Origin of the sequence: Brevundimonas sp. EAKA, from assembly GCF_000698025.1 — a bacterium.
GTDB classification, from domain to species: domain Bacteria; phylum Pseudomonadota; class Alphaproteobacteria; order Caulobacterales; family Caulobacteraceae; genus Brevundimonas; species Brevundimonas mediterranea_A.
Genome location: NZ_JMQR01000049.1, coordinates 1 through 22,421, shown reverse-complemented (window position 1 = coordinate 22,421; position 22,421 = coordinate 1). Strand labels below are relative to the sequence as shown.

Sequence of the window (22,421 nt, the reverse complement as noted above, 5' to 3'; positions counted from 1 at the left end):
GGGTCCTGGCGATCATCGGCTATCTCGTGTTCGGCATAGATCCGGCGACCACAACCCAGTTGGCCAGCCAGTTCGGCGGCGTCGGCGCCGAGCAGCAGCAGGGTCAGGTCGGGACGCCTGAAGATCAGGCCGGTCGGTTCGTCGATGTCGTCGGGGGCAATATCAACGACGTCTGGACCCAGAAGCTGAACGGTTACGAACCGCCCAAGGTGGTCATCTACGAACAGGGCACATCGACCGGCTGCGGCTTTGGCCAATCGGCCATGGGCCCCTTCTATTGCCCGACCGACAGGACCGTCTATCTGGACCTGGGCTTCTGGCAGGAGATGGAGACGCAACTGGGCGCCTCGGGCGCTGACTTCGCCCGCGCCTATGTCATCGCCCACGAGTTCGGCCACCACGTCCAGACCCTGACCGGAACCTCGGCCCAGGTCCGTCAGGCCCAGCAGCGCGCGCACGGGGAAGCCGAAGCCAACCAGTATTCCGTCGCGCTGGAGCTTCAGGCCGATTGCTACGCCGGCGTCTGGGCCAGAAACGCCTCGGCCGTCTCAAACGGCCAGGTCGCCCCGGAGCCCGGCGACATCGAGGAAGGCATGAAGACCGCCCAGGCCATCGGCGACGACACCCTGCAACGCCGGGGCGGCGGGCGCGTTTCGCCAGAGAGCTTCACCCACGGCTCCGCAGCCCAGCGGGTCGAGTGGCTGCAACGCGGCTATCAGTCCGGCGACCCGGCCGTCTGCGACACCTTCAGCGGCGCCTGAACAAGGTTTTCGGTGATGGATTCTGCGGGTTGCGGGTCCGGTCCCGCGCCCCTAACACCGCCTCGCGCGCCCCAGCGACGCACAGACCGACGGATACATTCCCATGCACGCTCGCGCCGGCCGCCAGGCCCTACCGGAAGACCTGATCGACCTCGACGCCCTGATCGGCGCCTATGGATCCGGCCGGCCCGACATGGCCGACCCGGCCCAGCGGGTGGTGTTCGGCACCTCGGGACACCGGGGCTCGGCTCTGGACAGCGCCTTTACCGAGAGCCACATCCTGGCCATCGCCCAGGCGGTCGCCGAATATCGCGCGGCGCAGGGGATCGACGGCCCGCTGTTCGTCGGGCGCGACACCCACGGCCTGTCCGAACCCGCCTGGCGCACGACGCTGGAGGTGCTGGTCGGCAATGGCGTCGAGGTGCTGATCGACGCCCGTGACGGCTTCACCCCGACCCCGGCCGTGTCCCACGCCATCCTGGCCTACAACCGCGCCAATACGCGCCAGGCCGACGGGATCCTGATCACCCCGTCGCACAATCCGCCCCGCGACGGCGGCATCAAATACAATCCCCCCTCCGGCGGTCCGGCCGGGAGCGACGCCACCGGCGCCATCGCCGCCCGCGCCAATCAACTGATCGAGGGCGGTCTGGTCGAGGTGAAGCGCGTCCCGTTCGACAGGGCCTACGCCACGGCGGGCCGGTTCGATTTCATGGGCGCCTATATCGACGATCTGCCCAGCGTGCTGGACCTGGACGCCATCCGCGACGCCGGGGTCCGCATGGGGGCCGATCCGCTGGGCGGAGCGGCCGTGGCCTATTGGGGCGAGATCGCCGACCGGCACCGGCTGAACCTGACCGTGGTCAATGACGTCGTCGATCCGCGCTGGGCCTTCATGCCGCTGGACGCCGACGGCAAGATCCGCATGGACTGTTCGTCGCCCAGCGCCATGGCCAATCTGATCCGGATGATGCAGGGCGGATCGGCCTATGATCTGGCCTTCGGCAATGACGCCGACGCGGACCGCCACGGCATCGTCACGCCCGATGGCGGCCTGATGAACCCCAATCATTTCCTGGCGGCGGCCGTCGCCTATCTGTTCGTCAACCGTCCCGGCTGGGGCCCGGACGTGGCGGTGGGCAAGACCCTGGTCTCGTCTTCGATGATCGACCGCGTCGTCGCCGGCATGGGCCGCCGTCTGCTGGAGGTGCCGGTCGGGTTCAAGCATTTCGTGCCGGGCCTGCTGGACGGAACCGTCGGCTTCGGCGGCGAGGAATCGGCCGGGGCCACCTTCCTGCGGCGCGACGGCACGGCCTGGTCCACAGACAAGGACGGCCTGCTGCTGTGTCTGCTGGCGGCCGAGGTCCAGGCCCGCACGGGTCAGAGCGCCAGCCAGCTCTATGCCGGCCTGACCGAACAATACGGCGCTCCCGCCTATGCCCGGATCGACGCCCCCGCAGATCGGACGCAGAAGGCGCGTCTGGCCGCCTTGAGCTCCGCCGACGTCGCCGCCACCACCCTGGCCGGTCAGCCGATCACCGACATCCTGACCAAGGCCCCCGGCAATGGCGAGGCCATCGGCGGGCTCAAGGTCGTGACCGCCGACGCCTGGTTCGCCGCCCGCCCGTCGGGCACCGAGGACGTCTACAAGATCTACGCAGAGTCCTTCCTGGGAGCGGATCACCTGGCCCAGGTCCAGGCCGAGGCCAGGACGCTCGTGGCCGCCGCCCTGGCGGGCTGAAGGGCTTGAGGCTTGACTTTACGTCCGCGAACCTCCATTTGCGCTGCGTCGCACAATCGCGATCTCCGGCGTCTCCAGCGCGTGTAAGTCCATCTCGGACCTGTCTGTAGAAGCCGCCGGCCCCTCAAGTTCATTCGCTGCCCGGACACGCGGGGCGGCGCCCGATCCACCCCGCAGGCTTCCTTCCGAAGCCCGGCCGGGACTGGCGGTGCGCGGCCCTAAGGCGTCATGCCATGGCTGAAAGCGCCCTGCCGCACGCGAAAGACACTGCTGTGAGCACCACATTCGAATCCATGGGCCTGAACAAGGCCCTTCTCCAGGCGCTGGCGTCGGAAGGCTACACCAAGCCGACCCCGATCCAGGAAAAGGCCATCCCCGACGTCATGCAGGGCAAGGACCTGCTGGGCATCGCCCAGACGGGCACCGGCAAGACCGCCGCCTTCGCCCTGCCGATCCTGCATCGCCTGGCCGAGAACCGCATCGCCCCCAAGCCGCGCACGACGCGCGTGCTGGTCCTGTCGCCCACGCGTGAACTGGCCACCCAGATCGGCGACAGCTTCAAGGCTTACGGCGCCCACCTGGGCTTCCGGGTCGCGGTCATCTTCGGCGGCGTGAAATACGGCGCCCAGGAGCGGGCCCTGCAACAGGGTCTGGACATCCTGGTCGCGGCGCCCGGCCGTCTGCTGGACCACATCCAGCAGAAGAACCTGGACCTGTCCTCGACCGAGATCTTCGTCCTGGACGAAGCCGACCAGATGCTGGACCTGGGCTTCATCAAGCCGATCCGCCAGATCGTCAGCCGCATCCCGGCCAAGCGCCAGAACCTGTTCTTCTCGGCGACCATGCCGACCGAGATCGGCAAGCTGGCGGGTGAGCTGCTGAAGGACCCGGTCAAGGTCCAGGTCACGCCGCAATCCACCACCGTCCAGCGCATCAGCCAGTCGGTCGTCCACGTCGAACAGGGCCGCAAGCGCGCCCTGCTGACCGAAATGTTCAGCGATCCCGAGTACACGCGCTGCCTGGTCTTCACCAAGACCAAGCACGGCGCCGACAAGGTCGCGGCCTATCTGGAAGCGGGCGGGGTCGAGGCCGGCGCCATCCACGGCAACAAGTCCCAGCCCCAGCGTGAACGCACGCTGGACGCCTTCAAGAAGGGCAAGCTGCGCGTCCTGGTCGCCACCGACATCGCCGCGCGCGGCATCGATGTGGACGGCGTCTCGCACGTCGTGAACTTCGAGCTGCCCCATGTGCCGGAGGCCTATGTGCACCGCATCGGCCGGACGGCCCGCGCGGGCGCCGACGGCACCGCCATCAGCTTCGTCGCCGGCGACGAGATGAAGCTGCTGAAGGATATCGAGAAGGTCACGCGCCAGAAGATCCCGGCCATCGACCGCCGCAACGACAAGGCCCTGGGCCAGTTGGACGCCACCATCATGGCGACCGGCGTCGGCAAGAAGGCGACCATGCCGGAACGCGAAGGCGGCGAGCGCAATGAAGGCGGCCGGGGTGGTCGTGGGCGCAGCCGCGTGCCGCACCGCGACGGCGTCCGTCCGGAAGGCGGCGGTCAGCCGCATCGTCAGCGCCGCGCCCGTCCCGGCGAGACTCCGGCGGCTCCGCGTCCCGAGCGCGCCTACAACCCCCTGGCCGGTGAGCGCGTGCCCTCGATCAACGACAACGCCAAGCCTGCGGAAGGCGAAATGAAGCGCCGTCCCCGTCGCCGTCCGTCGAACGGCGGCAAGGGCTACGGCGGCGCGGCCAAGGCCTGATCCCCGCTCGCCACCCTCGGGCTTGCCCCGAGGGTGGCGGACCGGAAATCGACGACAAAAAACGGCGGCTCCTTTGCAGGAGCCGCCGTTCTTGTTTCAGCCGATGGCTGTGGACCTTAGAAGTTCCAGGTCGCGCCCATCGAGAAGCCGACGCCGTGGCCCTTGGCCTCGCCGCGCAGGGTGGAGACGACCAGGCCGTTGCCATACACGTCGCGGGTGTCGTTGATCGTGGCCGTATCAATGTCGATATAGGTCACGGCGCCGTCGAAGGTCATGGAGCCCACGCTCTTCGACAGACCGGCGGTGTAGAGGAACCGGTCGCCGTCCGGGATACGGGCGGTGCGGTGATCGTCCGGCGTCGGGGTCGGGTCGTAGCCCAGGCCGGCGCGGACCGTCATGGTCGGATCGATCTTGTAGTCGAAGCCGATCGCGCCGGAGGTGACGTCGTCATAGTCCTGAACGATGGTCGAGGAACCGGACGTTCCATAGGTCACGCGGATGGCGTCGAACTCGCTCCAGCCGATCTGGTTGACCTGGGCGTTCAGCGTCAGGCGGTCATTGACGGCGTAACGGGCCGAGACGGTGGCGTACCAGGGGGTGGTGAAGCTGGCGACGCCGTCAGCCGAGACGTTGGCGGCCGCCAGAACGCCGGTCAGGCCCGAGAGGTTCACGGTGCCTTCCAGCTCGTGCTCGATCTTGGAGCGATAGGACAGACCCAGGTCCAGCTTGCCGAAATGCATCTGGGCGCCGGCGTTCCAGCCGTAATCCCAGCCGTCTCCTTCAAGCTGGTTGCGGCCGTCGGTGCTGGGCGAGACGGCATAGGTCGGAGCAAAGACGCCGGGGATGGCCACGTTCGGCAGGGCCGAGCTCAGGGTCGCCTTGGCGTACTGGGCGTCAAAGCCGGCGCCGATGTCCAGCCAGTCCGTGACCGTCATGGCGGCGACCAGGCTGACATTGGCCGAGCGCAGCTCCGACGTCAGCGCGTCGTAGCGGGCGAAATCGGTCGGCTCGTACTTGGTGGTGAAGTTGAACGGCGCCTGGACGGCCATGCCGACGTTGAAGCGCTCGCCGATCGGCATGGAGACGGCGAAGTTCGGGATGATGCCGCTTTCGACCACGTTATGGACGTGCGGATCGCCGTTGACCGGCGCAGTCCGGCTGACGATGGCCGGGGTGGGGACGTTGTAAGTCAGGCTGGAGCCGCGATCATTGACGTCTGAGTCCAGGATCAGGCCGTGCATGCCGGTGTAGACCTGGCGCTGGGTTCCGGCGATCGCGGCGGGGTTCCACCACAGCGACTGCACGCCCTTGTCGGCGCCTTCGCCCGAGTTGGCGCGGCCCTGGCCGCGGGTCGATTGTTCCTGCACGTAGAACGAACCGGCCATGGCAGGCGCGGCGACGCCGGCCAGCAGGACGGTGGTCAGGGCGATGCCGCCCATACGAGCGAGATTCCTGGGAGTCATTAAGCCATTCCTATAGTGTTGCCCCCGCCATCAGACGCGGCGGTGGGTATCGGGGAGGGTTGTGCACGGCAGCGCTTTCGTCAGGAAAACGTTGCATGCGTGGCGGGTCTCGGCCGGGAAACGGGCGAAACTGTGTCGGAAAAATCGCACACGATCACACCGGCGAGAGGTTACGCGGCGGCAGGTTCATTCCGTCAGGCGACAGTGTCGTGCAACACACAGTCTGCCATGACGTCGGGTAAGGAATCCTTGACCGCCGCACAATCGCCTTGCGTATCCATGATAGGATGGTCATCTGAAAATACCCGCCGCTGCTGATTGAACCATGTACGAAACGCCCGATCTCGAAACCGACGCCCTGGTCCGCACCAGCGCCATCCGCATTCACCAGGCGGAGGACTTCGAGGGGATGCGCAAGGCCGGCCGTCTGGTCGCTGAGGCGCTGGACATGATCACCCCCCATGTTCAGCCGGGCGTGCTGACCAGCACGATCGACGACCTGATCCGCGAGTTCACTCTGGACCACGGCGGCCTGCCGGCGTGCCTGGGCTACAAGGGTTACGAGAAGACCGTCTGCACCTCGATCAACCACGTCGTCTGCCACGGCATTCCCGGCGACCGGGTCCTGAAGGACGGCGACATCGTCAACATCGACCACACGGTCATCGTCGACGGCTGGCACGGCGACTCGAGCCGCATGTATGCGGTCGGCGAGATCAACGCCCGCGCCAAGAAGCTGATCGACGTGACCTATCAGTCGCTGGATCTGGGCCTGGAACAGGTCAAGCCGGGCAACACCTTCGGCGACATCGGTTTCGCCATCCAGAAATTCGTCGAGGCCCAGCGCATGAGCGTGGTGCGCGACTTCTGCGGCCACGGCATCGGCCGGGTCTTCCACGACAGCCCCAATGTCCTGCACTACGGCCGCAAGGGCGAGGGCGCCGTGCTGAAGGCCGGCATGTTCTTCACCGTCGAGCCGATGGTGAACCTGGGCAAGCCGCACGTGAAGGTCCTGTCCGACGGCTGGACCGCCGTGACGCGCGACAAGTCCCTGTCGGCCCAGTGCGAACACACCATCGGGGTGACGGAAGACGGGCTGGAAATCTTCACCGTCAGCCCGGCCGGACTGTTCCGCCCCAACTGAACCCTTGATCCCCCCTCGTCTTCCGCACAGGTTGCGGCAGAAGAGGCAGGGGACATGCTGGACGACCTGACACCCGAACCCAAACCGAAGCCGCGTCACAGCGGCCATCGCGACCGGCTGCGCGAACGGGCCGCCAAGGGCGGGTTGGGCGCCCTGCCCGACTATGAGCTGCTGGAACTGCTGCTGTTCCGCTCCATCCCCTACAAGGACGTCAAACCGCTGGCCAAGGATCTGCTGGCCCGGTTCGGCGGGCTGGAGGGCATAGGCGCCGCCAGTCACGAGGCCGTCGAGGACCAGGTGGCGCGGACCCTGGCCTATGTGCCCGGCAAGGCGACGCGGGCGGTCGCGCTGGACCTGCAGCTGATCTTCGACGTGACGCGCCGGATCGCGCGCGAGCCGGCGGCCAAGCGGCCGGTCATCTCGTCTTGGAGCGCCCTGCTGGCCTATGTGCGGGTGGCGCTGCAACACGAGCCGCGCGAACAGTTCCGCGTGCTTTATCTGGACAAGAAGAACCAGCTGATCCTGGACGAGGTGCAGAACCGGGGCACGGTCGATCACGCCCCCGTCTATCCCCGCGAGGTCGTGCGGCGCGCCTTGGAGCTGTCGGCCAGCGCCCTGATCCTGGTCCACAACCATCCGTCCGGCGACCCCACCCCCAGCCGCGCCGACATCGAGATGACGAAACAGGTTGTGCAGGCCGGCCGAGCCCTTAACGTCGAGGTTCACGACCATCTGGTCGTCGGCCGCGACGGGGTGGCCAGCTTCAAGCAACTGGGCCTGATGTGAACGCTGAAATTCTCAAGACTGAGAGGCTGGTTCTGACACCGGTCGAGGTGAACGATCTAAGCCCCCTGATCGCGCTTTGGGCCGACGAAGAATTCACCCGCCACATCACGGGTCGGCCCCTGACGAGCGAGGAGGTGTGGTTTCGGCTGCTACGCGACCTGGGACAGTGGAGCGTCGCCGGCTACGGCGCCTGGACCGTCCGCCTGGCGAACAACGGCTCCTATCTTGGCAGCGTCTCGATACTGGATCACCGACGACTGATCGATCCGCCTCTGGCCGACCCTGAACTGGGCTGGGGCCTTTCGCCGGCCTGCCAAGGCCAGGGCTTCGCTTCTGAAGCCGTGCAAGCGGTTCTGGACTGGGCGGACGTCCGCCTGCCGGCCGCACGCACTGTCTGCATGATCGCGCCGGAGAACCTCGCCTCCGTTCGGCTGGCGGAACGGGTCGGCTACCGCCCCTATGCGACGACGACCTACAAGGACGGTCCGGTTCAGCTCTTTGAACGGCCGAAACAGGCGTAGCCCGGCATTAAGGTTTATCGGGCATGCTGAAGGAGAACGATCCAAGAGCCCCGCCCATGCCCATGTCCGTCGAAACCCTGCGCCAGCATCTGGTCGAGGCCTTTCCCGACGCCGAGATCGCCATCGACGATCTGGCCGGAGACGGCGACCACTATCGCGCCCGCATCGTCTCCAGCGCCTTCGCCGGCATGCCGCGCGTGCGCCAGCACCAGTTGGTCTATGCCGCGTTGAAGGGACAGATGGGCGGCGAACTGCACGCCCTGGCGCTCGAAACCGCCGCCCCGCCCAAGGAGGCTTGATCCCAATGCGCTATCGCCCCTTCGGCGTGTCCGGCGCCGCCATTTCCAACCTGACCCTCAGCTTCGGGCTGGACAATCTGGCGCGCGGTCGTGAGGGCGCGCTGAACCTGCTTTATTCCGCCCTGGAAGCCGGGGTGAATTCCTATCGGCTCGAGACCGCCGATCCGGTTGCGGCCGAGGTGCTGGGCGAAGCCCTGGCCCATGTGAATCGCAAGCTGGTCTGTGTCAGCCTGACCCTGGGCGTCGGCGCAGGCCGCGAGGCGGCGCGCGATTTCTCGGCCGAAGGCATGACCGGCGCCATCGACCGGGTGCTGCATTTCTCGGGCCTGGGCTGGATCGATGTCGCGGTGCTGCACGAGCCGGGCGAGCACGAACTGCCGCAGTCGTCGCTCAACGCGCTCAAGGCCCTGCGCGCCACCGGGCGCATCAAGCTGCTGGGCGTGGCGGGCGGCGGCGAGGTCATGGACACCTATGTCTCCACCGGCGCCTTCGACGCCCTGGTGACCCCGTTCGACATCAACGCCGACTGGAGGCTGCGCAATCGTGTTCGCGCCGCCCGCGAACAGGACATGTCGGTCTTCGCCTACGACTATTTCACCGACCGCCGCGCCAAACCGCGTGGAACCGAGCCTGTTGCGAAAAAGGGCTTCTTCGGCCTGGGCGGCGCGCCCAAACGTCCGCCCCAATCGCGGCAAAGCGACGCCTTCGGCTTCCTGTATCGCACGCCCAACTGGCCGGCCGAGGCGATCTGCCTCAGCTATGTCCTGACCGATCCGACCATCTCCAGCGTCATCATACGCGCCAATGACGTGGAACGGCTGAGCATGCTGGCCTCGACGCCGGAACGCGACCTGCCCCCGGGCCTGGCGGCCCAGATCGAAATGGGCCGGGTCACGGCCTCGGCTGCGGCCTGATCTCGAAGCATAGACGCGACCACGCCTTGACCCGGCCGTCGCCTCTCCCTAGCTGACGACCTTCACGAAAGGCCCTCTCCCGTGACCGACACCGTTCCTGCCGCTGATCCCGTCCACGCCTTCATCGGCGACACTGTCGCCCAGCATGACGTCGTGCTGTTCATGAAGGGCACGCCGGACCAGCCCCGCTGCGGCTTCTCCTCGCTGGCCGTCCAGATCCTGGACCATGTCGGGGCGTCCTTCGTCGGCGTCGACGTGCTGCAGGACGAAGCCCTGCGCGAGGGCGTCAAGAGCTTCACCGACTGGCCCACCATTCCCCAGCTCTATGTGAAGGGTGAATTCGTCGGCGGGTCGGACATCATCCGCGAAATGTTCCAGGCCGGCGAACTTCAGGCCCTGATGGCCGAGAAGGGCGTGCCGCTCGGCGAAGCCTGATGGCTCGCCCGGTCCTGACGCCGCGCGAGGATCGCGAGGTCTTCGTCGTGCCGTTGGAGGTCCGCCCCGAACACATCGACGCCAACGGCCACGTCAACAATGTCGTCTATGTCGGCTGGCTTCAGGACGTCGGCACGGCCCATTGGAACGCCCGCTTCGACGCGGAGACCCGGGCGCGATGCTCCTGGGTCGCCCTGCGGCACGAGATCGATTATCTGCGCGCCATCGCGCCCGGCGCGACCGGGATTGTGGCCCGGACCTGGGTGGGCGACCCGCAGGGACCACGCTTCAACCGCTATGTCCGCATCGAGGACGCCGAGGGCCGGGTCTGCGCCCAGGGCGTCTCGGAATGGTGTCTGGTGGACGCTGCGACCCTGAGGCCGCAGCGCATACCGTCGTCGATGCTGAAGGTGTTCGAGACTACTTCAGCGGATTGAGGATCCGCGCCGGCGCGCCGGGCTCCAGGCCCAGGTCGGCGTAGGTCCAGCGCAGTTCCACGCCGTCGGGCAGCAGGGCCTTGCACAGGTCCGGCTTGGTGCGACGCAGGGTGATCTCGGTCGGCGAATTCTCGGCCACGGACACTTCGAAGTCCGAAGCCTGGGTGCAGCCGTTGGAATCGACCCGGACGACCAGGGCGCCGTCTGCAAAGCGCGCCTCGCGAATGGCTTCGGCCGGCGGGGCGTCGTTGCGGGTCACGTTGACCGAGACGTTCTCGCCCGCATCGCTGTCATAGATGACGCAGGCCGACAGCAGCGGCGCGACGCACGCTGCGACCGCCAGACCCTTCAGCAGGCCGCGCATCATTGGTCCGACGCCGGGGCGGTGATGACCCGCGTGGTCGGCTTTTCGGTCGAGACGATGATGCAGCCCGACAGCAGCGGGGCGGCGATGGCGATGGCGAGAGCGAGACGAAGCATTGGTGTGATCCCCTATTGAGCTTGACGCTTTTGTGGCGCGCGTCGATGCGCCAGGCACGTGAATTTTCGGCAAGCCAGGTGAACAATCGGAAAGGTCGGGCCTTGATCGCGACTGCAACCGGCATAGCTACCGTCCTTCTCCCCTCCCCGGACGCCCCCATGAGCCAGCTCTTTTCGCCGCGCAGCATCGGCCCCCTGACGCTGAAGAACCGCATCGTCATCGCGCCGATGTGTCAGTATTCCGCGATCGACGGCGTGCCCCAGCCCTGGCACGTCCAGCATATCGGCCGTCTGGCGGTGTCGGGCGCGGGCCTGGTCATCATCGAGGCCACCGGGGTGGAGGCCGCCGGCCGGATCACGCCCGACGACACCGGCCTGTGGAACAACGAACAGGAGGCCGCCTTCGCCGAGATCCTGCGCGGCATCCGAACCTATTCCCACACCCCCATCGGGGTTCAGCTGGGCCACGCCGGCCGCAAGGCCTCGACCTCGCTGCCGTGGAAGGGCGGCCGCGCCCTGGGCCCGGACGAGGGCGCCTGGCAGACCTACGGCCCCTCGGCCCTGCCTTTCCGCGACGACTGGCACACCCCCGCGGAAATGACCGAGGCGGACATGGACCGGGTGGTCGCCGCCTTTGAGGACGCGGCCCGCCGCGCCGACCGCGCCGGGTTCGACCTGGTGGAACTGCACGCCGCCCACGGCTATCTGCTCACCGAATTCCTGTCGCCCCTGTCGAACCACCGCGCGGACCAGTACGGCGGTTCAGCCGAGGCGCGGGCGCGCTTCCCGCTACGGGTGGCCCAGGCCCTGCGCGAGGCCTGGCCCAGGACCAAGGCCCTGGGCGTGCGTTTCAACGGGTCCGACTGGGTCGAGGGCGGCGTGGCCCTGGACGAGGTGATCGCCTTCGGTCGCGCCCTGCATCAGATGGGCTACGACTATCTGCACCTGACCTCGGGCGGCAATGTCGCCCGCGCCGACATTCCGGGCGCCGAGCCCGGCTATCAGGTCCGCTTCGCCGAGGCGGTCAAACAGGCCGTGCCGGACGCCGCCGTCATGGCGGTGGGCATGATCTTCGATCCGCAACAGGCCGAGGACATCGTCGCCTCGGGCCAGGCCGACATCATCGCCATCGCCCGCGCGGCGCTGGACGATCCCAACTGGCCCCACCACGCCGCCGTGGCCCTGGGCCAGGGCGAGGGTCTGCCGCCCCAGTACGAACGGGCGGGCAAGGCGCACTGGCCGGGTTACGGCCGGTAAGCGCGGCTCAGGTCTGGGGCAGCTGATAGGGGTTGTTGACGCTGACGGGCGAGCCGGGCGCCAGGCCCAGCTCCTCGAACGACCACTTCAGCTCGACCCCGTCGACCAGGGGCTCCTTGCAGGTGTCCTCGTCGAGGCGACGCAGGGTTATGACCGCGTCGGCGCCCTTGATGCTGACGATGGGGATCAGGTCTTCCTTGCGGGTGCAGCCGTTGGAACTGACCCAGAAGACGGCCGCGTCCTTGGTGAAGGCGGCGGCGTGGATCGGTTCAAGCGCGCCGGGCATGCCCACGGTCGAAACACTGGGCGCATCCACCCCCGCGCAGGCGGATACGCCCGACACAGCGGCGATAAACGCCATAGATTTGAAGACGGCGCGCATCGCTTAGGCGGCCTCCCCTGCTCCGTCGAACCCTGAACAGCCCGAGAATGCGCCTGTTCGCCCCGGAAGGGAACAGGCCGATAAACGAAGGGCCCCGGACGGATCCGGGGCCCTTCCAACTCAATTTTCTGCTGCCGCTCAGGTCGCCCGAGGGACGATCGCCGCGCCAGAGAAGGCTTCGATTACGAAGCGTAGTATTCGACGACCAGGTTCGGTTCCATCTTCACCGGATACGGCACGTCCGTCAGTTCCGGCACGCGGACGTAACGGACCGAGAACGAACGATCCGACAGTTCCAGATAATCCGGCACGTCGCGTTCCGACGACTGCTGGGCTTCGATGACCAGCGCCATGTTGCGCGACTTTTCCTTCACCGTGACGACGTCTTCCGGCTTCACGCGGTAGGAAGAGATGTCGACCTTCTTGCCGTTGACCAGGACGTGGCCGTGGCTGACGAACTGGCGGGCGGCCCAGACGGTGGGGACGAACTTGGCGCGGTAGACGATGGCGTCCAGACGCGATTCCAGCAGGCCGATCAGGTTTTCCGAGGTGTTGCCCTTGCGGCGAGCCGCCTCGTCATAGGTCTTGGCGAACTGCTTCTCGGTGATGTTGCCGTAGTAGCCCTTCAGCTTCTGCTTGGCCTTCAGTTGCAGACCGAAGTCCGAAACCTTCGACTTGCGACGCTGACCGTGCTGACCGGGACCGTAAGAACGCTTGTTGACCGGCGACTTGGCGCGGCCCCACAGGTTCTCACCCATGGCCCGGTCGATCTTGTATTTGGCGCTGTGGCGCTTGGACATTCTATTCTCTTTTCGACGATACGGCCCGGCATCCCCTCGATTGGGAATGCGATCTCAACGGCGGTCCACGCATCTTCCGTCATCAATCCCGCTTCCGGCGAACCGGAAACGTGGAAGGCGGCGCTTATCGCCACACAGGTCCCCGGAGTCAAGCCGTGGTGAGCGTTAAGCACGATGGACAGGAACCCCACGACCTCGGCCGATCTTCTTGTCGTCGGAGGCACATCTCCTGATCCCCTCGCGGAGGGCGAAATGGCGCATTCGACAACGACGACCGGCCTGACCGACGAGGCCTTTGACAGGTTGAAGCAAAAGCTGATCGACCTGGTCGAACCGCTGTCCGACAGCCAGTTGCTGGATCTCGCCGATGGGATCCACGAGTTGCTGCGTCAGCGACGCACCCTGCGGCAGCACCATGCCGAACGCATGACGGAACGCGCGCGCCTGGCGTCGCTGAGCTGAGCCCGCGACGCCAGGCCACGATCAGGCGGCCGGCTGCGCCTCGCTGATGAACATCGCCCGGCCCTCCCGGGTCTGGATCTTCCCCAGGCCAGGGAAGGGGAAGTGATAGGCGTAGATGTGCGCGCCCGACGCCCGCAGGGCCGTGATTTCATCCAGACGCGCCTTCTTGCCCGCCGTCGCATCGTCGTCATAGCCGACGGTCCAGTCCGGATGTTCGACCGACAGGACCCAGTGGTGCATCAGGTCGCCCGTATACAACAGCTGGTTCTGGCCGTCGGTGATCAGATAGGCGACATGGCCCGGCGTATGCCCGGCCGTGTCCTGGGCCTCCACGCCCGGCGCGACCTCTTCATCTGGACGGAAGGCCTGGACCTTGGGCGCGATCACGCGGACCAGGTCCGCCATTTCCGGATTGGCGCGGATCGACGCCCACTCCGCCTCCGACATCCGGATCGCGGCGTTGGGGAAGGCCGGGGCGCCGTCGGCGACCAGACCGCCCACATGGTCGGGGTGGCCGTGCGAGATCATCACGTCGGTGATGCTGGCCGGATCGACGCCGGCGGTCTGCAGGCTCTGCATCAACTGCCCCTTGCCCGCGCCCAGACCGGCGTCGAACAGCATGGTCCGGGCGCCGTTCCGCACCAGCAGCGGATGAATCTCCAGCATGATGGGATCGGCCGGCTGTCCGGCGGCGGTCAGGGGGGCCGCGACCGCCTGGGGCGTCAGGCCAACGCCGAAGACCTTGTTGTCGTTCGGCACGGGGTTCTGGCCGTCGAACAGGGCGATAGCGTCCAGGGCGCCGATCTTGAACCGATAGACAGGCTTCTCCGCCGGGGCGGCGACTGTCTGGGTCGGGTTCGGCGGCGCAGGCTCGCCGGATTTCTGATCGTTCGCCGCCGGGGAGCAGGCCGCCAGGGTCAGGGCCGTCACGGCCGCCGTCGCCATAAGAATCCGCATCGTTTCACTCCTGTGTGCAGGCTGAATCGAAAACGCCCGCCGGAGGTTCCGGCGGGCGTCGTCTTGTCGCTTAGGCCAGGCCTAGACGGCGGCGGCGTACAGTTCGTTGACCTTGTTCCAGTTCACCACCGACCAGAAGGACTTCAGGTAGTCGGCGCGGCGGTTCTGGTATTTCAGATAATAGGCGTGTTCCCAGACGTCGGCGCCCAGGACGACCTCGCCGCGCTCTTCCACGACATCCATCAGCGGATTGTCCTGGTTCGGCGTGGAGGTGATCTTCAGCTTGCCGTTCTGGACGATCAGCCAGGCCCAGCCCGAGCCGAACTGGGCGGCGCCGGCGGCGTTGAAATCTTCCTTGAACTTGTCCATGCCGCCCAGGTCGCTGTCGATGGCGGCCTTCAGCTCGGCCGAGGGTTCGCCGGTCTGATCGGCGGGGGCCAGCAGTTCCCAGAACAGGCTGTGGTTCCAGTGACCGCCGCCGTTGTTGCGCACGGCCTTGGGGGCGGTCGAGATGCTGGTGAAGATTTCTTCCAGCGACTTGCCCTGCAGATCCGCAGCCGCATCGATGGCCTTGTTCAGGTTGTCGACATAGGTCTGGTGGTGCTTGTCGTGGTGGAAGGTCATCGTCTCCTTGTCGATGGCCGGCTCCAGCGCGTCATAGGCGTAGGGCAGCGGGGGCAGGGTGAAGGCCATGTCTGTCTCCTGAAGACGGTTGTTCTGAACCCCATTTAGGGGCTGTGGCGTCTGACCCAAGCGAATTAATCCAGTTTTTGTTCAGCTTGGCCATTTGCATTGCCTGACAAGACGAACGATTGTCCATACGTCAATCGGAGGCTGTCATGTCGCGCATCGGATTCATCGCCCTGACGGCGCTGGCCGTTTCCGGAAGCGGTTGCACCAGTTTGCGGGCGCTGGATCAGGCCGCGACCGATCTGGCCAACCAGACGCCGACCTGCACCCAGGAACCCGCAGTCGGCGTCGACAACTATGGCGGCAAGACCTGCACGATCACTCATACCGTTCGGTCCTCAACGACCACGACCACGACCGTAGAGGAAACAGGCAAGGAGCCCGTCACCACCCGCACCGTCACGACGCCGTCAGGAACAACGACCGAGATCGTGCCGACGCCGTAAGGGATAAAGTCAGCCGACGGGCAAGTTCGCCTTCAGGCATTCGCGCACGGCGCGCTTGACGTCGCCCGGCGCATTGGGCTCGTCCACGCCCTCGGCGGCGAAGACGGCGCGGACGGCGGCGTCCAGCCCGTTCGGCAGTGCGGCGATCACGCGCTTTTGTCCCTTCTCATGCAGACAGAAGCCCACCTCGCGGCACAGGGCGGAAAACATCGGCTCATAGGGATCGGTGGCGCTCATCGCGCCCCTCTAGCATCAGGGGATGAGACGCGACAGCCAGTGCATCAGGTTCAGTGCGAACTGCCGGTCGTCATGGCCGTCGGTGTTCAGGCCAAAGCGATAGGGTGCGCGGTCCGGCTGGTCAGGGAAACGCACGATCTGCGCGGTCAGCATGCCGGCTTCACCCAGCACCACGACCCTGCCCGCGCCGAACGGGAAGGCAAGCCCCTGGGCCGGCAGGGCGGGCCGCGCCAGCTCCGCCGTCACGACATCCACATCCTCGCCCGCGCGCAGGCGCTGCCGAATCGCCTGAAGGGTGGCGAGATCCGGCGCTTCGAACGCGTTGTCGCTCATCGCCAGCAACACGGTCGATCCGTCGGGCCCCTTGAGGGACTGGCCGGTGAAGGTGTTGACGATCTGCACGCCCTCGCCGCCCCCACGACCGGCGATAATCGGGTGATCCCCCAGCGCCTGTCGCGGAAAGACCAGATTGGCCGTCACGTCGTTGCGAACAGATTGAAAGGCGTAACCCTTGCCCATCGTCACGCCGAACCGAGCGCCCAGCGCTTCGGCCGCCGTTCCATGCGACGCGTGATCGACGGCAAGCAGCAGGGAACCGCCAAGTGCGACCCACCGCGCCAGGGCCTCGATCTCGGCCTCGTCAAAGGCCGAAACGCGAGAGCCGTTCTCGGAGCTGGCGGCGTTGGCGATCACCAGCACCGCGACCCCATCCAGCGCGCCCGGCGCATCCAGTCGCCCGCGCCCCGCGTCAACCCGATAGCCGTCGGCCCGCATGAGGGCGGCAAACCCGGCATATCGGCCGTCGATAGTCTGAAGGCTTCCATGCCCCTGATCGACACGGATCAGGGGTCCATCAGCCGTATAGGCTGGAACGGCGACCTGCGGACGCCAGTCGAGATCGCCCGCCTGTTCCTGCGCTGCGGCCAAAGAGGCGTTTAAGGCCACGAGCAGCCCCAGCATCAGGACCGAGCCGAGGCGCATCATCCTCAGGCCTTCAGCCGTTCAGCGTGGAAGGCGATGTGGTCGGCGATGAAGCTGGTCATGAAGAAGTAGGAGTGGTCGTAGCCGGGCTGCAGCCGGATGGTGACCTTCTGACCGGCGGCGTCGGCGGCGGCCTGGAGCAGTTCGGGCTTGAGCTGGTCGGTCAGGAAGCTGTCGGCGTCGCCCTGGTCGATCAGGATGTCGTCGTAGACAGACTTGGCGGCGCCGGCCTCGATCAGTCTGGCGGCGTCGTGGCGGTCCCAGGCGGCGCGGTCCTCGCCCAGATAGGCGGTGAAAGCCTTTTCGCCCCAGGGGCAGCGGGTCGGCGAGCAGATGGGGGCGAAGGCCGAGACCGAGCGGAACAGGTCGGGATGGCGCAGCGCCAGGGTCAGGGCGCCGTGGCCGCCCATGGAATGGCCCGAGATCGACCGGGCGCCTGTAGTGGGGAATTCGGCGTCGATCAGGGAGATCAGTTCGTCCGTGACATAGGACTCCATGCGGAAGTGCGGAGCCCAGGGCGTCTGGGTCGCATCGACATAGAAGCCCGCGCCCTGGCCCAGGTCATAGGCCGGATCATCGGCCACACCCTCGCCGCGCGGCGAGGTGTCGGGCGCGACGATGATGACGCCGTGCTCGGCGGCGGCGCGGTAGGCGCCGGCCTTGGTGGTGAAATTGTCCTCGGTGCAGGTCAGGCCCGACAGCCAGATCAGCACCGGGAACGGCCCCTGCCCGCCCGGCGTGAAGACCGACAGGGTCATCGGCGTGCCGGTCACGGCGCTGTCGTGCTTCAGATAGCGCAGGGTTCCGCCGTGGACGATGTGGGTCTTGGTGGTCTGCATCAGTCGACGACCCGGTGCATGGCGCAGATCTTGTTGCCCGAGGGATCGCGCAGATAGGCGAGATACAGTTTCCCGAACGCGCCCTGGCGCAGGCCGGGCGGATCTTCGATCGTGGCTCCGCCGGCCTCGACGCCTGCCGCGTGGAAGGCGTCGACCATGGCCGTGTCCTTGGCCGCAAAACCGATGGTGCCGCCGTTGGCGTGACAGGCCGGCTCGCCGTCGATCGGCTTGCCCACGGCGAAGGCGCCGTGCGCCGTGCGCCACCAGTAGCGGCCCTTGGGATCCGGCCCCTGAGCGGAGTCGATGCCGAGAGCGCCGAGAGCGGCGTCATAGAAGCGGCGCGACGCCTCGATATCGTTGGCGCCGACGGTGACGTGGGTGAACATGCGTCTCTCTCCCTTGAACTAGAAGACCACCACAGACCGGATGCTCTCTCCGGCGTGCATCAGGTCGAAGGCTTTGTTGATCTCTTCCAGCGGGAAGGTGTGAGTGATCATCGGGTCGATCTCGATCTTGCCGTCCATGTACCAGTCGACGATCTTCGGCGTGTCGGTGCGGCCGCGCGCGCCGCCGAAGGCCGAGCCGCGCCACACCCGGCCCGTGACCAGCTGGAACGGGCGGGTGGCGATCTCCTTGCCCGCCTCGGCCACGCCGATGACGATACTCTCGCCCCAGCCGCGGTGACAGGCCTCAAGCGCCTGGCGCATGACCACCGTGTTGCCGGTGCAGTCGAAGGTGTAGTCGGCGCCGCCGCCGGTCAGTTCGACCAGATGGGCCACCACGTCCGGCACGTCCTTCGGATTGACGAAATGGGTCATGCCGAAGCGACGGCCCCACTCTTCCTTGTCGGGGTTCAGATCGACGCCGACGATCATGTCGGCCCCGACCATCTTCAGCCCCTGGATGACGTTCAGGCCGATGCCGCCCAGGCCGAAGACCACGGCGTTGGCGCCTGGCTCGACCTTGGCCGTGTTGACCACGGCCCCGACGCCGGTGGTCACGCCGCAGCCGACGTAGCAGGCCTTGTCGAACGGCGCGTCCTTGCGGATCTTCGCCACCGCGATCTCGGGCAGGACGGTGAAGTTCGAGAAGGTCGAGCAGCCCATGTAGTGGGCGATGGCCTGGCCCTTGTAGCTGAAGCGCGACGTGCCGTCGGGCATCAGCCCCTTGCCCTGGGTGGCGCGGATCGAGGTGCACAGGTTGGTCTTGCGCGACAGGCACGACTTACACTGGCGGCACTCGGGCGTGTACAGTGGGATCACGTGGTCGCCGACGGCGACCGAGGTCACGCCCGGCCCCACCTCGACCACCACGCCCGCGCCCTCGTGGCCAAGAATGCTGGGGAAGATGCCCTCGGAGTCCAGGCCGTCCAGCGTATAGGCGTCGGTGTGGCAGATGCCGGTGGCCTTGATCTCGATCAGCACCTCGCCGGCGCGCGGCCCCTCCAGATCGACCTCGACGATCTCGAGCGGACGTTTGGCCTCAAAGGCGACGGCGGCGCGGGTTTTCATAATTTTGGTCCTTCGGACGTCCCTACCGCTCGCCGCGCGCGGCTTGCTACATGAGGAACAGGCTGGATGATGTGATCCTGTTCTAGGCCGCTCCCGGCATCGATGAAACGGCGATAAACGCAAAACATTATTGCCAGGCAGGGACAATCGTGTTGGACCTTCCGTATGAGCAGTCGTTGGGACGGGATCGACGAATTCACGGCGGTGGCTGAACAGGCCAGTTTCTCGACGGCGGCGAAGCGGCTGGGCCTTTCCACCTCTGCGGTCAGCCGAGAGATCGCGCGATTGGAGGACCGACTGCAGACCCGGCTGCTGAACCGCACGACCCGCCGGGTCGAACTGACTGATGCAGGCCGCGATTTCCTGGCGCGTTGTCGCCGGCTGATCGACGAAAGGGACGAGGCCCTGGCGGCCGTTCAGCCGGATGACAGCGCCCCGCGCGGCCTGCTGCGGATGACCTGTTCGGTCTCCTATGGCGAGCGCTTCGTGGCCCCGGCGGTCAACCGCTTCGCCCGCGATCATGCCGAGCTGTCGATCGAGCTGGACCTGGATAATCGGCTGCGCGACCTTGTCGGCGACGGCTATGATCTGGCGATCCGGTTCGGGCATCTGACGGACTCGCGACTGATCGCCCGACGACTGGCGTCACGGCGACTGATCCTGTGCGCCGCGCCTGCCTATCTGGCCCGGCGGGGCGCGCCGCGGGACCTGTCCGAACTGCCGGCCCACGATCTGCTGACCGGATCATCGGAACACTGGCGCTTCAACGAGGCGGGGCGCGAAACCAGTTTCCGTCCCCAGGGCCGATGGCGCTGCAACTCGGGCGCCGCCGTGCTGGATGCTGCGATCCAGGGGCTGGGCCTGTGCCAACTGCCGGACTTCTATGTCACCGAGCCGCTACGCGCCGGCGTCCTGACCGCCCTGCTGACCGAGCACCGTCCGCCCGATGAAGGCGTCTGGGCCGTCCATCCGCACCGCCGCCATGTCCCCCCCAAGGTGCGGCTGATGATCGACCATCTGCGCGCCAGCCTGGCGGCTTGACACATCACGGGCCTGCATCGTCCACGCGCAACGATCGTCTGATCCAGCTGCGGGGGTCCCTGCGCCGACAGAGGACCCGGAACGGCTGGAACAACATCGCGCGCCGATGGATTCTTGGCCGGCCCGACTACGCCGCCTTTCTGGCGAATTTTGGCGCTTGCTGACCGAGCCGCAGGTCAGGCAAACAATCGCATCATGAACCTCGTCGTCCTGACCGGCGCCGGCATATCGGCCGAAAGCGGCGTGCCCACATTTCGAGCCGAGGATGGTCTGTGGTGCGGCCACAGGGTCGAGGCTGTGGCGACGCCGGAGGGCTATGCGGCGGATCCCGCCCTGGTGCAGGACTTCTATAACCAGCGGCGGCGGCAGTTGGCGCAGGTTCAGCCGAACGCCGCCCATCGCGCCCTGGCCGAGCTGGCGGCGCGGTGGGAGGGGGATTTCCTGCTGGTGACGCAGAACGTGGATGATCTGCACGACCGGGCGCACGCCGAGGCCCCGCCGGGCGCCGGGTTCGAACTGATCCATATGCACGGCGAACTGCTGAAGGCCCGCTGCACCCGGTCGGGGGTGGTGATGGACTGGGCCGGCGACATAGCGGCCGACGAAGCCTCGCCGCATCATCCGCAGGGGCGGATGCGGCCGCACATCGTCTGGTTCGGGGAGATGCCGTTAGCCATGGAGCGGATCGAGACGGCGCTGGAGACCTGTGACCTGTTCGTCTCCATCGGCACCTCGGGGGCGGTCTATCCGGCGGCGGGGTTCGTGCAGTCGGCGCGATACGCGGGGGCGCGGACGGTCGAGATCAACCTGGCGCCGACGCAAGGGGTGCACCTGTTCGACGAAGGCGTCTATGGCCCCGCGACGCAAGTCCTGCCCGCCTTCTTCGACGCCCTGTAGATGCGAAAACGGCGGCCGCTGCGATGCGGCCGCCGTTCAGGCCTTGAGGGCTGAAAGCGCTTAGGCGAGGACCACGATGGTCACGCGGCGGTTCTGCGACCGGCCCTCGGGGGTGTCGTTGGAGGCGACCGGCTCTTCCGGACCGTAGGAGATGGTCGACATCCGGTTCAAGGCGACGCCCTGGCGGTTCAGGAAGCGACGCACGGCCTCGGCGCGCTGCTCGCCCAGCTGGTTGTTGTGTTCGACCGGGCCGGTGGCGTCGGTATAGCCCTGGATTTCCAGATAGACGTTCTTGTTCTCGTCGCGCAGGCGTTGGGCGAACTGGGCCAGGCGCTGCTCGGCCTCAGGCGACAGGGCCGAGGCGTCGGTCGGGAACTTCACGGAATCGTCCGACAGGACGACCTGATAGAGGAACTTGCCCTCGGCCAGTTTGTGGGCGTCGTTGGCGCGTTGCAGGGCCTGGCCCGCAGTGCCTTCGACCCCGGTGACGCGGGTGTCCACCACCTCGACCTGATCACGCACGAAACGATGGCTGGCGCAGCCGCTGGCCGCAAAGCCGAGGGCGATGAGGGCGCCGCCGACGACCGCCGTCCTGAGTTTCGATCTGCTCAAGTTCTGTCTCCTTCTTGCCGGGGGCGCCACACCCAGTTCATGCGCCAGATGAAAATGGCGTAGGCGACAAGGCGGAGTAATGACGTGCTTTGGGCCGGAAAATGTCAGCTTAGCCATATAATCCGTAACGAATTCGCATGATTATTGCGTCAGATCGGAACCGGAGCGCGAGCTGGCACGTTAGCCCGCCAACAGGCTACGCCCTGTGGCGGATGAACTGATCTATCGCTGATCTTGAACAGCGGGCGGTTGTATTCGCAACCACGCCACCTTCCTGCCGCGACCGAATGTTTTCAACAGGGCGTCGTGATTTTTTACAGGGATTGGTGACGGATGACCATGCGACCGATCATCTTCGACACATCACGGATCGGCGATTGAGCGCCGCGCGGCCCGACCGGACCCGGCGCTGGCCCCTGGCGACCGCCTGCGTCGTCGCTGGCCATGCGGCCCTGGTGCTGGTCATGACAGCCGCGCGGCCGGAACCGCTCGCGACGCCCCATGAAGCGGCGCCGGTGATGGTCGAATTGGTCGAGCCGCCGCCTCCGCCCACCCCCATCCC

General features: G+C 66.8%; 27 protein-coding genes and 1 pseudogene. 16 read left to right on the top strand and 12 right to left on the bottom strand.

Going from position 1 to position 22,421, the window contains the following annotated elements:
• The 3 genes from ER13_RS08990 to ER13_RS08980 all read left to right on the top strand — a co-directional run.
• Positions 1-761: neutral zinc metallopeptidase (locus tag ER13_RS08990; protein WP_035308564.1), on the top strand; the 761-nt coding region annotated here is incomplete at its 5' end.
• Positions 762-864: 103 nt separating this feature from the next.
• Positions 865-2,502 carry a phosphoglucomutase (alpha-D-glucose-1,6-bisphosphate-dependent) gene (pgm, locus tag ER13_RS08985; RefSeq protein ID WP_035308561.1) on the top strand — a complete coding sequence of 546 codons (1,638 nt, stop codon included), beginning with the start codon at positions 865-867 and terminating at the stop codon, positions 2,500-2,502.
• Between the two features lie 293 nt (positions 2,503-2,795).
• A complete protein-coding gene (locus ER13_RS08980) occupies positions 2,796-4,268 on the top strand; it encodes a DEAD/DEAH box helicase (protein ID WP_035308560.1) in 1,473 nt (490 codons plus the stop codon).
• Positions 4,269-4,384: 116 nt separating this feature from the next.
• Here the strand turns inward: ER13_RS08980 and ER13_RS08975 are convergent, their stop codons facing one another.
• A complete protein-coding gene (locus ER13_RS08975) occupies positions 4,385-5,707 on the bottom strand; it encodes an OmpP1/FadL family transporter (RefSeq protein ID WP_052005012.1) in 1,323 nt (440 codons plus the stop codon).
• Positions 5,708-6,056: 349 nt separating this feature from the next.
• Between ER13_RS08975 and map the strand changes: the two genes are divergently transcribed.
• The 7 genes from map to ER13_RS08940 all read left to right on the top strand — a co-directional run bounded on the left by map (position 6,057) and on the right by ER13_RS08940 (position 10,267).
• Positions 6,057-6,875, top strand: coding sequence for a type I methionyl aminopeptidase (map, locus tag ER13_RS08970; protein WP_035308556.1), 819 nt, complete (start codon positions 6,057-6,059; stop codon positions 6,873-6,875).
• A 54-nt stretch (positions 6,876-6,929) separates the two neighbouring features.
• On the top strand, positions 6,930-7,661 hold the full coding sequence (gene radC, locus ER13_RS08965) for a DNA repair protein RadC (protein WP_035308554.1): 732 nt from the start codon (positions 6,930-6,932) through the stop codon (positions 7,659-7,661).
• The gene (locus tag ER13_RS08960; protein WP_035308552.1) at positions 7,658-8,182 is read left to right on the top strand and encodes a GNAT family N-acetyltransferase; all 525 of its coding nucleotides are present in this window, start codon (positions 7,658-7,660) and stop codon (positions 8,180-8,182) included. Before radC ends, ER13_RS08960 begins: the two co-directional genes overlap by 4 nt.
• 56 nt (positions 8,183-8,238) lie before the next feature.
• Positions 8,239-8,481, top strand: a complete 243-nt coding sequence (locus tag ER13_RS08955; RefSeq protein ID WP_035308550.1) for a BolA family protein — start codon at positions 8,239-8,241, stop codon at positions 8,479-8,481.
• Positions 8,482-8,486: 5 nt separating this feature from the next.
• Positions 8,487-9,395 (top strand): aldo/keto reductase, encoded by a 909-nt coding sequence (locus ER13_RS08950; protein WP_035308549.1) that lies wholly within the window; start codon positions 8,487-8,489, stop codon positions 9,393-9,395.
• Positions 9,396-9,476: 81 nt separating this feature from the next.
• Positions 9,477-9,830 (top strand): Grx4 family monothiol glutaredoxin, encoded by a 354-nt coding sequence (gene grxD, locus ER13_RS08945; protein WP_008264037.1) that lies wholly within the window; start codon positions 9,477-9,479, stop codon positions 9,828-9,830.
• A complete protein-coding gene (locus tag ER13_RS08940; RefSeq protein WP_008258943.1) occupies positions 9,830-10,267 on the top strand; it encodes a thioesterase family protein in 438 nt (145 codons plus the stop codon). Before grxD ends, ER13_RS08940 begins: the two co-directional genes overlap by 1 nt.
• Here ER13_RS08940 and ER13_RS08935 read toward each other — a convergent pair.
• Positions 10,251-10,631: a hypothetical protein gene (locus ER13_RS08935; protein WP_154726371.1), complete on the bottom strand. Its 381-nt coding sequence runs from the start codon at positions 10,629-10,631 to the stop codon at positions 10,251-10,253. The genes ER13_RS08940 and ER13_RS08935 overlap by 17 nt on opposite strands.
• A 275-nt stretch (positions 10,632-10,906) precedes the next feature.
• On the opposite strand from ER13_RS08935, the gene ER13_RS08925 reads away from it, so the two are divergent.
• The gene (locus ER13_RS08925; RefSeq protein ID WP_035308544.1) at positions 10,907-12,004 is read left to right on the top strand and encodes an NADH:flavin oxidoreductase/NADH oxidase; all 1,098 of its coding nucleotides are present in this window, start codon (positions 10,907-10,909) and stop codon (positions 12,002-12,004) included.
• 7 nt (positions 12,005-12,011) lie between these two features.
• Here ER13_RS08925 and ER13_RS08920 read toward each other — a convergent pair whose 3' ends face one another.
• Positions 12,012-12,386, bottom strand: coding sequence for a hypothetical protein (locus ER13_RS08920; RefSeq protein ID WP_008262318.1), 375 nt, complete (start codon positions 12,384-12,386; stop codon positions 12,012-12,014).
• Between the two features lie 182 nt (positions 12,387-12,568).
• A complete protein-coding gene (rpsD, locus tag ER13_RS08915) occupies positions 12,569-13,186 on the bottom strand; it encodes a 30S ribosomal protein S4 (RefSeq protein WP_008260153.1) in 618 nt (205 codons plus the stop codon).
• 252 nt (positions 13,187-13,438) lie between these two features.
• Here rpsD and ER13_RS08910 point away from each other — a divergent pair, with 252 nt between their 5' ends.
• Positions 13,439-13,648: a hypothetical protein gene (locus ER13_RS08910; protein WP_035308541.1), complete on the top strand. Its 210-nt coding sequence runs from the start codon at positions 13,439-13,441 to the stop codon at positions 13,646-13,648.
• A 21-nt stretch (positions 13,649-13,669) separates the two neighbouring features.
• On the opposite strand, the gene ER13_RS08905 is transcribed toward ER13_RS08910, so the two are convergent.
• Positions 13,670-14,605 carry an MBL fold metallo-hydrolase gene (locus tag ER13_RS08905; protein WP_035308539.1) on the bottom strand — a complete coding sequence of 312 codons (936 nt, stop codon included), beginning with the start codon at positions 14,603-14,605 and terminating at the stop codon, positions 13,670-13,672.
• A gap of 81 nt (positions 14,606-14,686) precedes the next feature.
• On the bottom strand, positions 14,687-15,298 hold the full coding sequence (locus ER13_RS08900; RefSeq protein WP_008263343.1) for a superoxide dismutase: 612 nt from the start codon (positions 15,296-15,298) through the stop codon (positions 14,687-14,689).
• A gap of 146 nt (positions 15,299-15,444) precedes the next feature.
• Here ER13_RS08900 and ER13_RS08895 point away from each other — a divergent pair, with 146 nt between their 5' ends.
• The gene (locus tag ER13_RS08895) at positions 15,445-15,741 is read left to right on the top strand and encodes a hypothetical protein (protein ID WP_035308536.1); all 297 of its coding nucleotides are present in this window, start codon (positions 15,445-15,447) and stop codon (positions 15,739-15,741) included.
• A gap of 9 nt (positions 15,742-15,750) precedes the next feature.
• Here the strand turns inward: ER13_RS08895 and ER13_RS08890 are convergent, their stop codons facing one another.
• From ER13_RS08890 to ER13_RS08870, 5 genes are read right to left on the bottom strand one after another with little or no spacing between them, the layout of a single operon-like run.
• Positions 15,751-15,978, bottom strand: a complete 228-nt coding sequence (locus tag ER13_RS08890) for a hypothetical protein (protein ID WP_035308534.1) — start codon at positions 15,976-15,978, stop codon at positions 15,751-15,753.
• 15 nt (positions 15,979-15,993) lie between these two features.
• Positions 15,994-16,938 carry a DUF4350 domain-containing protein gene (locus ER13_RS08885; RefSeq protein ID WP_231492515.1) on the bottom strand — a complete coding sequence of 315 codons (945 nt, stop codon included), beginning with the start codon at positions 16,936-16,938 and terminating at the stop codon, positions 15,994-15,996.
• 26 nt (positions 16,939-16,964) lie between these two features.
• Entirely contained in the window at positions 16,965-17,798 is an 834-nt protein-coding gene (fghA, locus tag ER13_RS08880; protein ID WP_035308529.1) for an S-formylglutathione hydrolase, read from the bottom strand.
• A complete protein-coding gene (locus ER13_RS08875; RefSeq protein ID WP_008264038.1) occupies positions 17,798-18,184 on the bottom strand; it encodes a VOC family protein in 387 nt (128 codons plus the stop codon). The genes fghA and ER13_RS08875 overlap by 1 nt, the downstream gene beginning before the upstream one ends.
• Positions 18,185-18,202: 18 nt before the next feature.
• Positions 18,203-19,309, bottom strand: coding sequence for an S-(hydroxymethyl)glutathione dehydrogenase/class III alcohol dehydrogenase (locus ER13_RS08870; RefSeq protein ID WP_035308526.1), 1,107 nt, complete (start codon positions 19,307-19,309; stop codon positions 18,203-18,205).
• Positions 19,310-19,474: 165 nt separating this feature from the next.
• On the opposite strand from ER13_RS08870, the gene ER13_RS08865 reads away from it, so the two are divergent.
• Complete coding sequence (locus tag ER13_RS08865) at positions 19,475-20,350, top strand: LysR family transcriptional regulator (RefSeq protein ID WP_035308524.1); 876 nt, start codon at positions 19,475-19,477, stop codon at positions 20,348-20,350.
• 195 nt (positions 20,351-20,545) lie between these two features.
• Positions 20,546-21,247 (top strand): NAD-dependent deacylase, encoded by a 702-nt coding sequence (locus tag ER13_RS08860; RefSeq protein WP_008259429.1) that lies wholly within the window; start codon positions 20,546-20,548, stop codon positions 21,245-21,247.
• A 60-nt stretch (positions 21,248-21,307) separates the two neighbouring features.
• Here ER13_RS08860 and ER13_RS08855 read toward each other — a convergent pair whose 3' ends face one another.
• Positions 21,308-21,859 carry an OmpA family protein gene (locus ER13_RS08855; RefSeq protein WP_008263328.1) on the bottom strand — a complete coding sequence of 184 codons (552 nt, stop codon included), beginning with the start codon at positions 21,857-21,859 and terminating at the stop codon, positions 21,308-21,310.
• A gap of 377 nt (positions 21,860-22,236) precedes the next feature.
• Here ER13_RS08855 and ER13_RS08850 point away from each other — a divergent pair.
• Positions 22,237-22,421: pseudogene (locus ER13_RS08850) on the top strand (hypothetical protein); the annotation flags it as partial.

What these genes read in the sequence shown, in the direction of transcription:
- ER13_RS08910 (WP_035308541.1), top strand. Translation starts at nt 13,439, where the DNA reads ATGGCGCATTCGACAACGACGACCGGCCTGACCGACGAGGCCTTTGAC.
- ER13_RS08905 (WP_035308539.1), bottom strand. Translation starts at nt 14,605, where the DNA reads ATGCGGATTCTTATGGCGACGGCGGCCGTGACGGCCCTGACCCTGGCG.
- ER13_RS08925 (WP_035308544.1), top strand. Translation starts at nt 10,907, where the DNA reads ATGAGCCAGCTCTTTTCGCCGCGCAGCATCGGCCCCCTGACGCTGAAG.
- ER13_RS08895 (WP_035308536.1), top strand. Translation starts at nt 15,445, where the DNA reads ATGTCGCGCATCGGATTCATCGCCCTGACGGCGCTGGCCGTTTCCGGA.
- ER13_RS08875 (WP_008264038.1), bottom strand. Translation starts at nt 18,184, where the DNA reads ATGTTCACCCACGTCACCGTCGGCGCCAACGATATCGAGGCGTCGCGC.
- ER13_RS08935 (WP_154726371.1), bottom strand. Translation starts at nt 10,631, where the DNA reads ATGCGCGGCCTGCTGAAGGGTCTGGCGGTCGCAGCGTGCGTCGCGCCG.
- ER13_RS08955 (WP_035308550.1), top strand. Translation starts at nt 8,239, where the DNA reads ATGCCCATGTCCGTCGAAACCCTGCGCCAGCATCTGGTCGAGGCCTTT.
- ER13_RS08975 (WP_052005012.1), bottom strand. Translation starts at nt 5,707, where the DNA reads ATGGGCGGCATCGCCCTGACCACCGTCCTGCTGGCCGGCGTCGCCGCG.
- ER13_RS08980 (WP_035308560.1), top strand. Translation starts at nt 2,796, where the DNA reads ATGGGCCTGAACAAGGCCCTTCTCCAGGCGCTGGCGTCGGAAGGCTAC.
- ER13_RS08860 (WP_008259429.1), top strand. Translation starts at nt 20,546, where the DNA reads ATGAACCTCGTCGTCCTGACCGGCGCCGGCATATCGGCCGAAAGCGGC.
- ER13_RS08890 (WP_035308534.1), bottom strand. Translation starts at nt 15,978, where the DNA reads ATGAGCGCCACCGATCCCTATGAGCCGATGTTTTCCGCCCTGTGCCGC.
- ER13_RS08870 (WP_035308526.1), bottom strand. Translation starts at nt 19,309, where the DNA reads ATGAAAACCCGCGCCGCCGTCGCCTTTGAGGCCAAACGTCCGCTCGAG.
- fghA (WP_035308529.1), bottom strand. Translation starts at nt 17,798, where the DNA reads ATGCAGACCACCAAGACCCACATCGTCCACGGCGGAACCCTGCGCTAT.
- ER13_RS08940 (WP_008258943.1), top strand. Translation starts at nt 9,830, where the DNA reads ATGGCTCGCCCGGTCCTGACGCCGCGCGAGGATCGCGAGGTCTTCGTC.
- ER13_RS08950 (WP_035308549.1), top strand. Translation starts at nt 8,487, where the DNA reads ATGCGCTATCGCCCCTTCGGCGTGTCCGGCGCCGCCATTTCCAACCTG.
- pgm (WP_035308561.1), top strand. Translation starts at nt 865, where the DNA reads ATGCACGCTCGCGCCGGCCGCCAGGCCCTACCGGAAGACCTGATCGAC.
- ER13_RS08900 (WP_008263343.1), bottom strand. Translation starts at nt 15,298, where the DNA reads ATGGCCTTCACCCTGCCCCCGCTGCCCTACGCCTATGACGCGCTGGAG.
- ER13_RS08865 (WP_035308524.1), top strand. Translation starts at nt 19,475, where the DNA reads ATGAGCAGTCGTTGGGACGGGATCGACGAATTCACGGCGGTGGCTGAA.
- rpsD (WP_008260153.1), bottom strand. Translation starts at nt 13,186, where the DNA reads ATGTCCAAGCGCCACAGCGCCAAATACAAGATCGACCGGGCCATGGGT.
- map (WP_035308556.1), top strand. Translation starts at nt 6,057, where the DNA reads ATGTACGAAACGCCCGATCTCGAAACCGACGCCCTGGTCCGCACCAGC.
- radC (WP_035308554.1), top strand. Translation starts at nt 6,930, where the DNA reads ATGCTGGACGACCTGACACCCGAACCCAAACCGAAGCCGCGTCACAGC.
- ER13_RS08920 (WP_008262318.1), bottom strand. Translation starts at nt 12,386, where the DNA reads ATGCGCGCCGTCTTCAAATCTATGGCGTTTATCGCCGCTGTGTCGGGC.
- ER13_RS08885 (WP_231492515.1), bottom strand. Translation starts at nt 16,938, where the DNA reads ATGCTGGGGCTGCTCGTGGCCTTAAACGCCTCTTTGGCCGCAGCGCAG.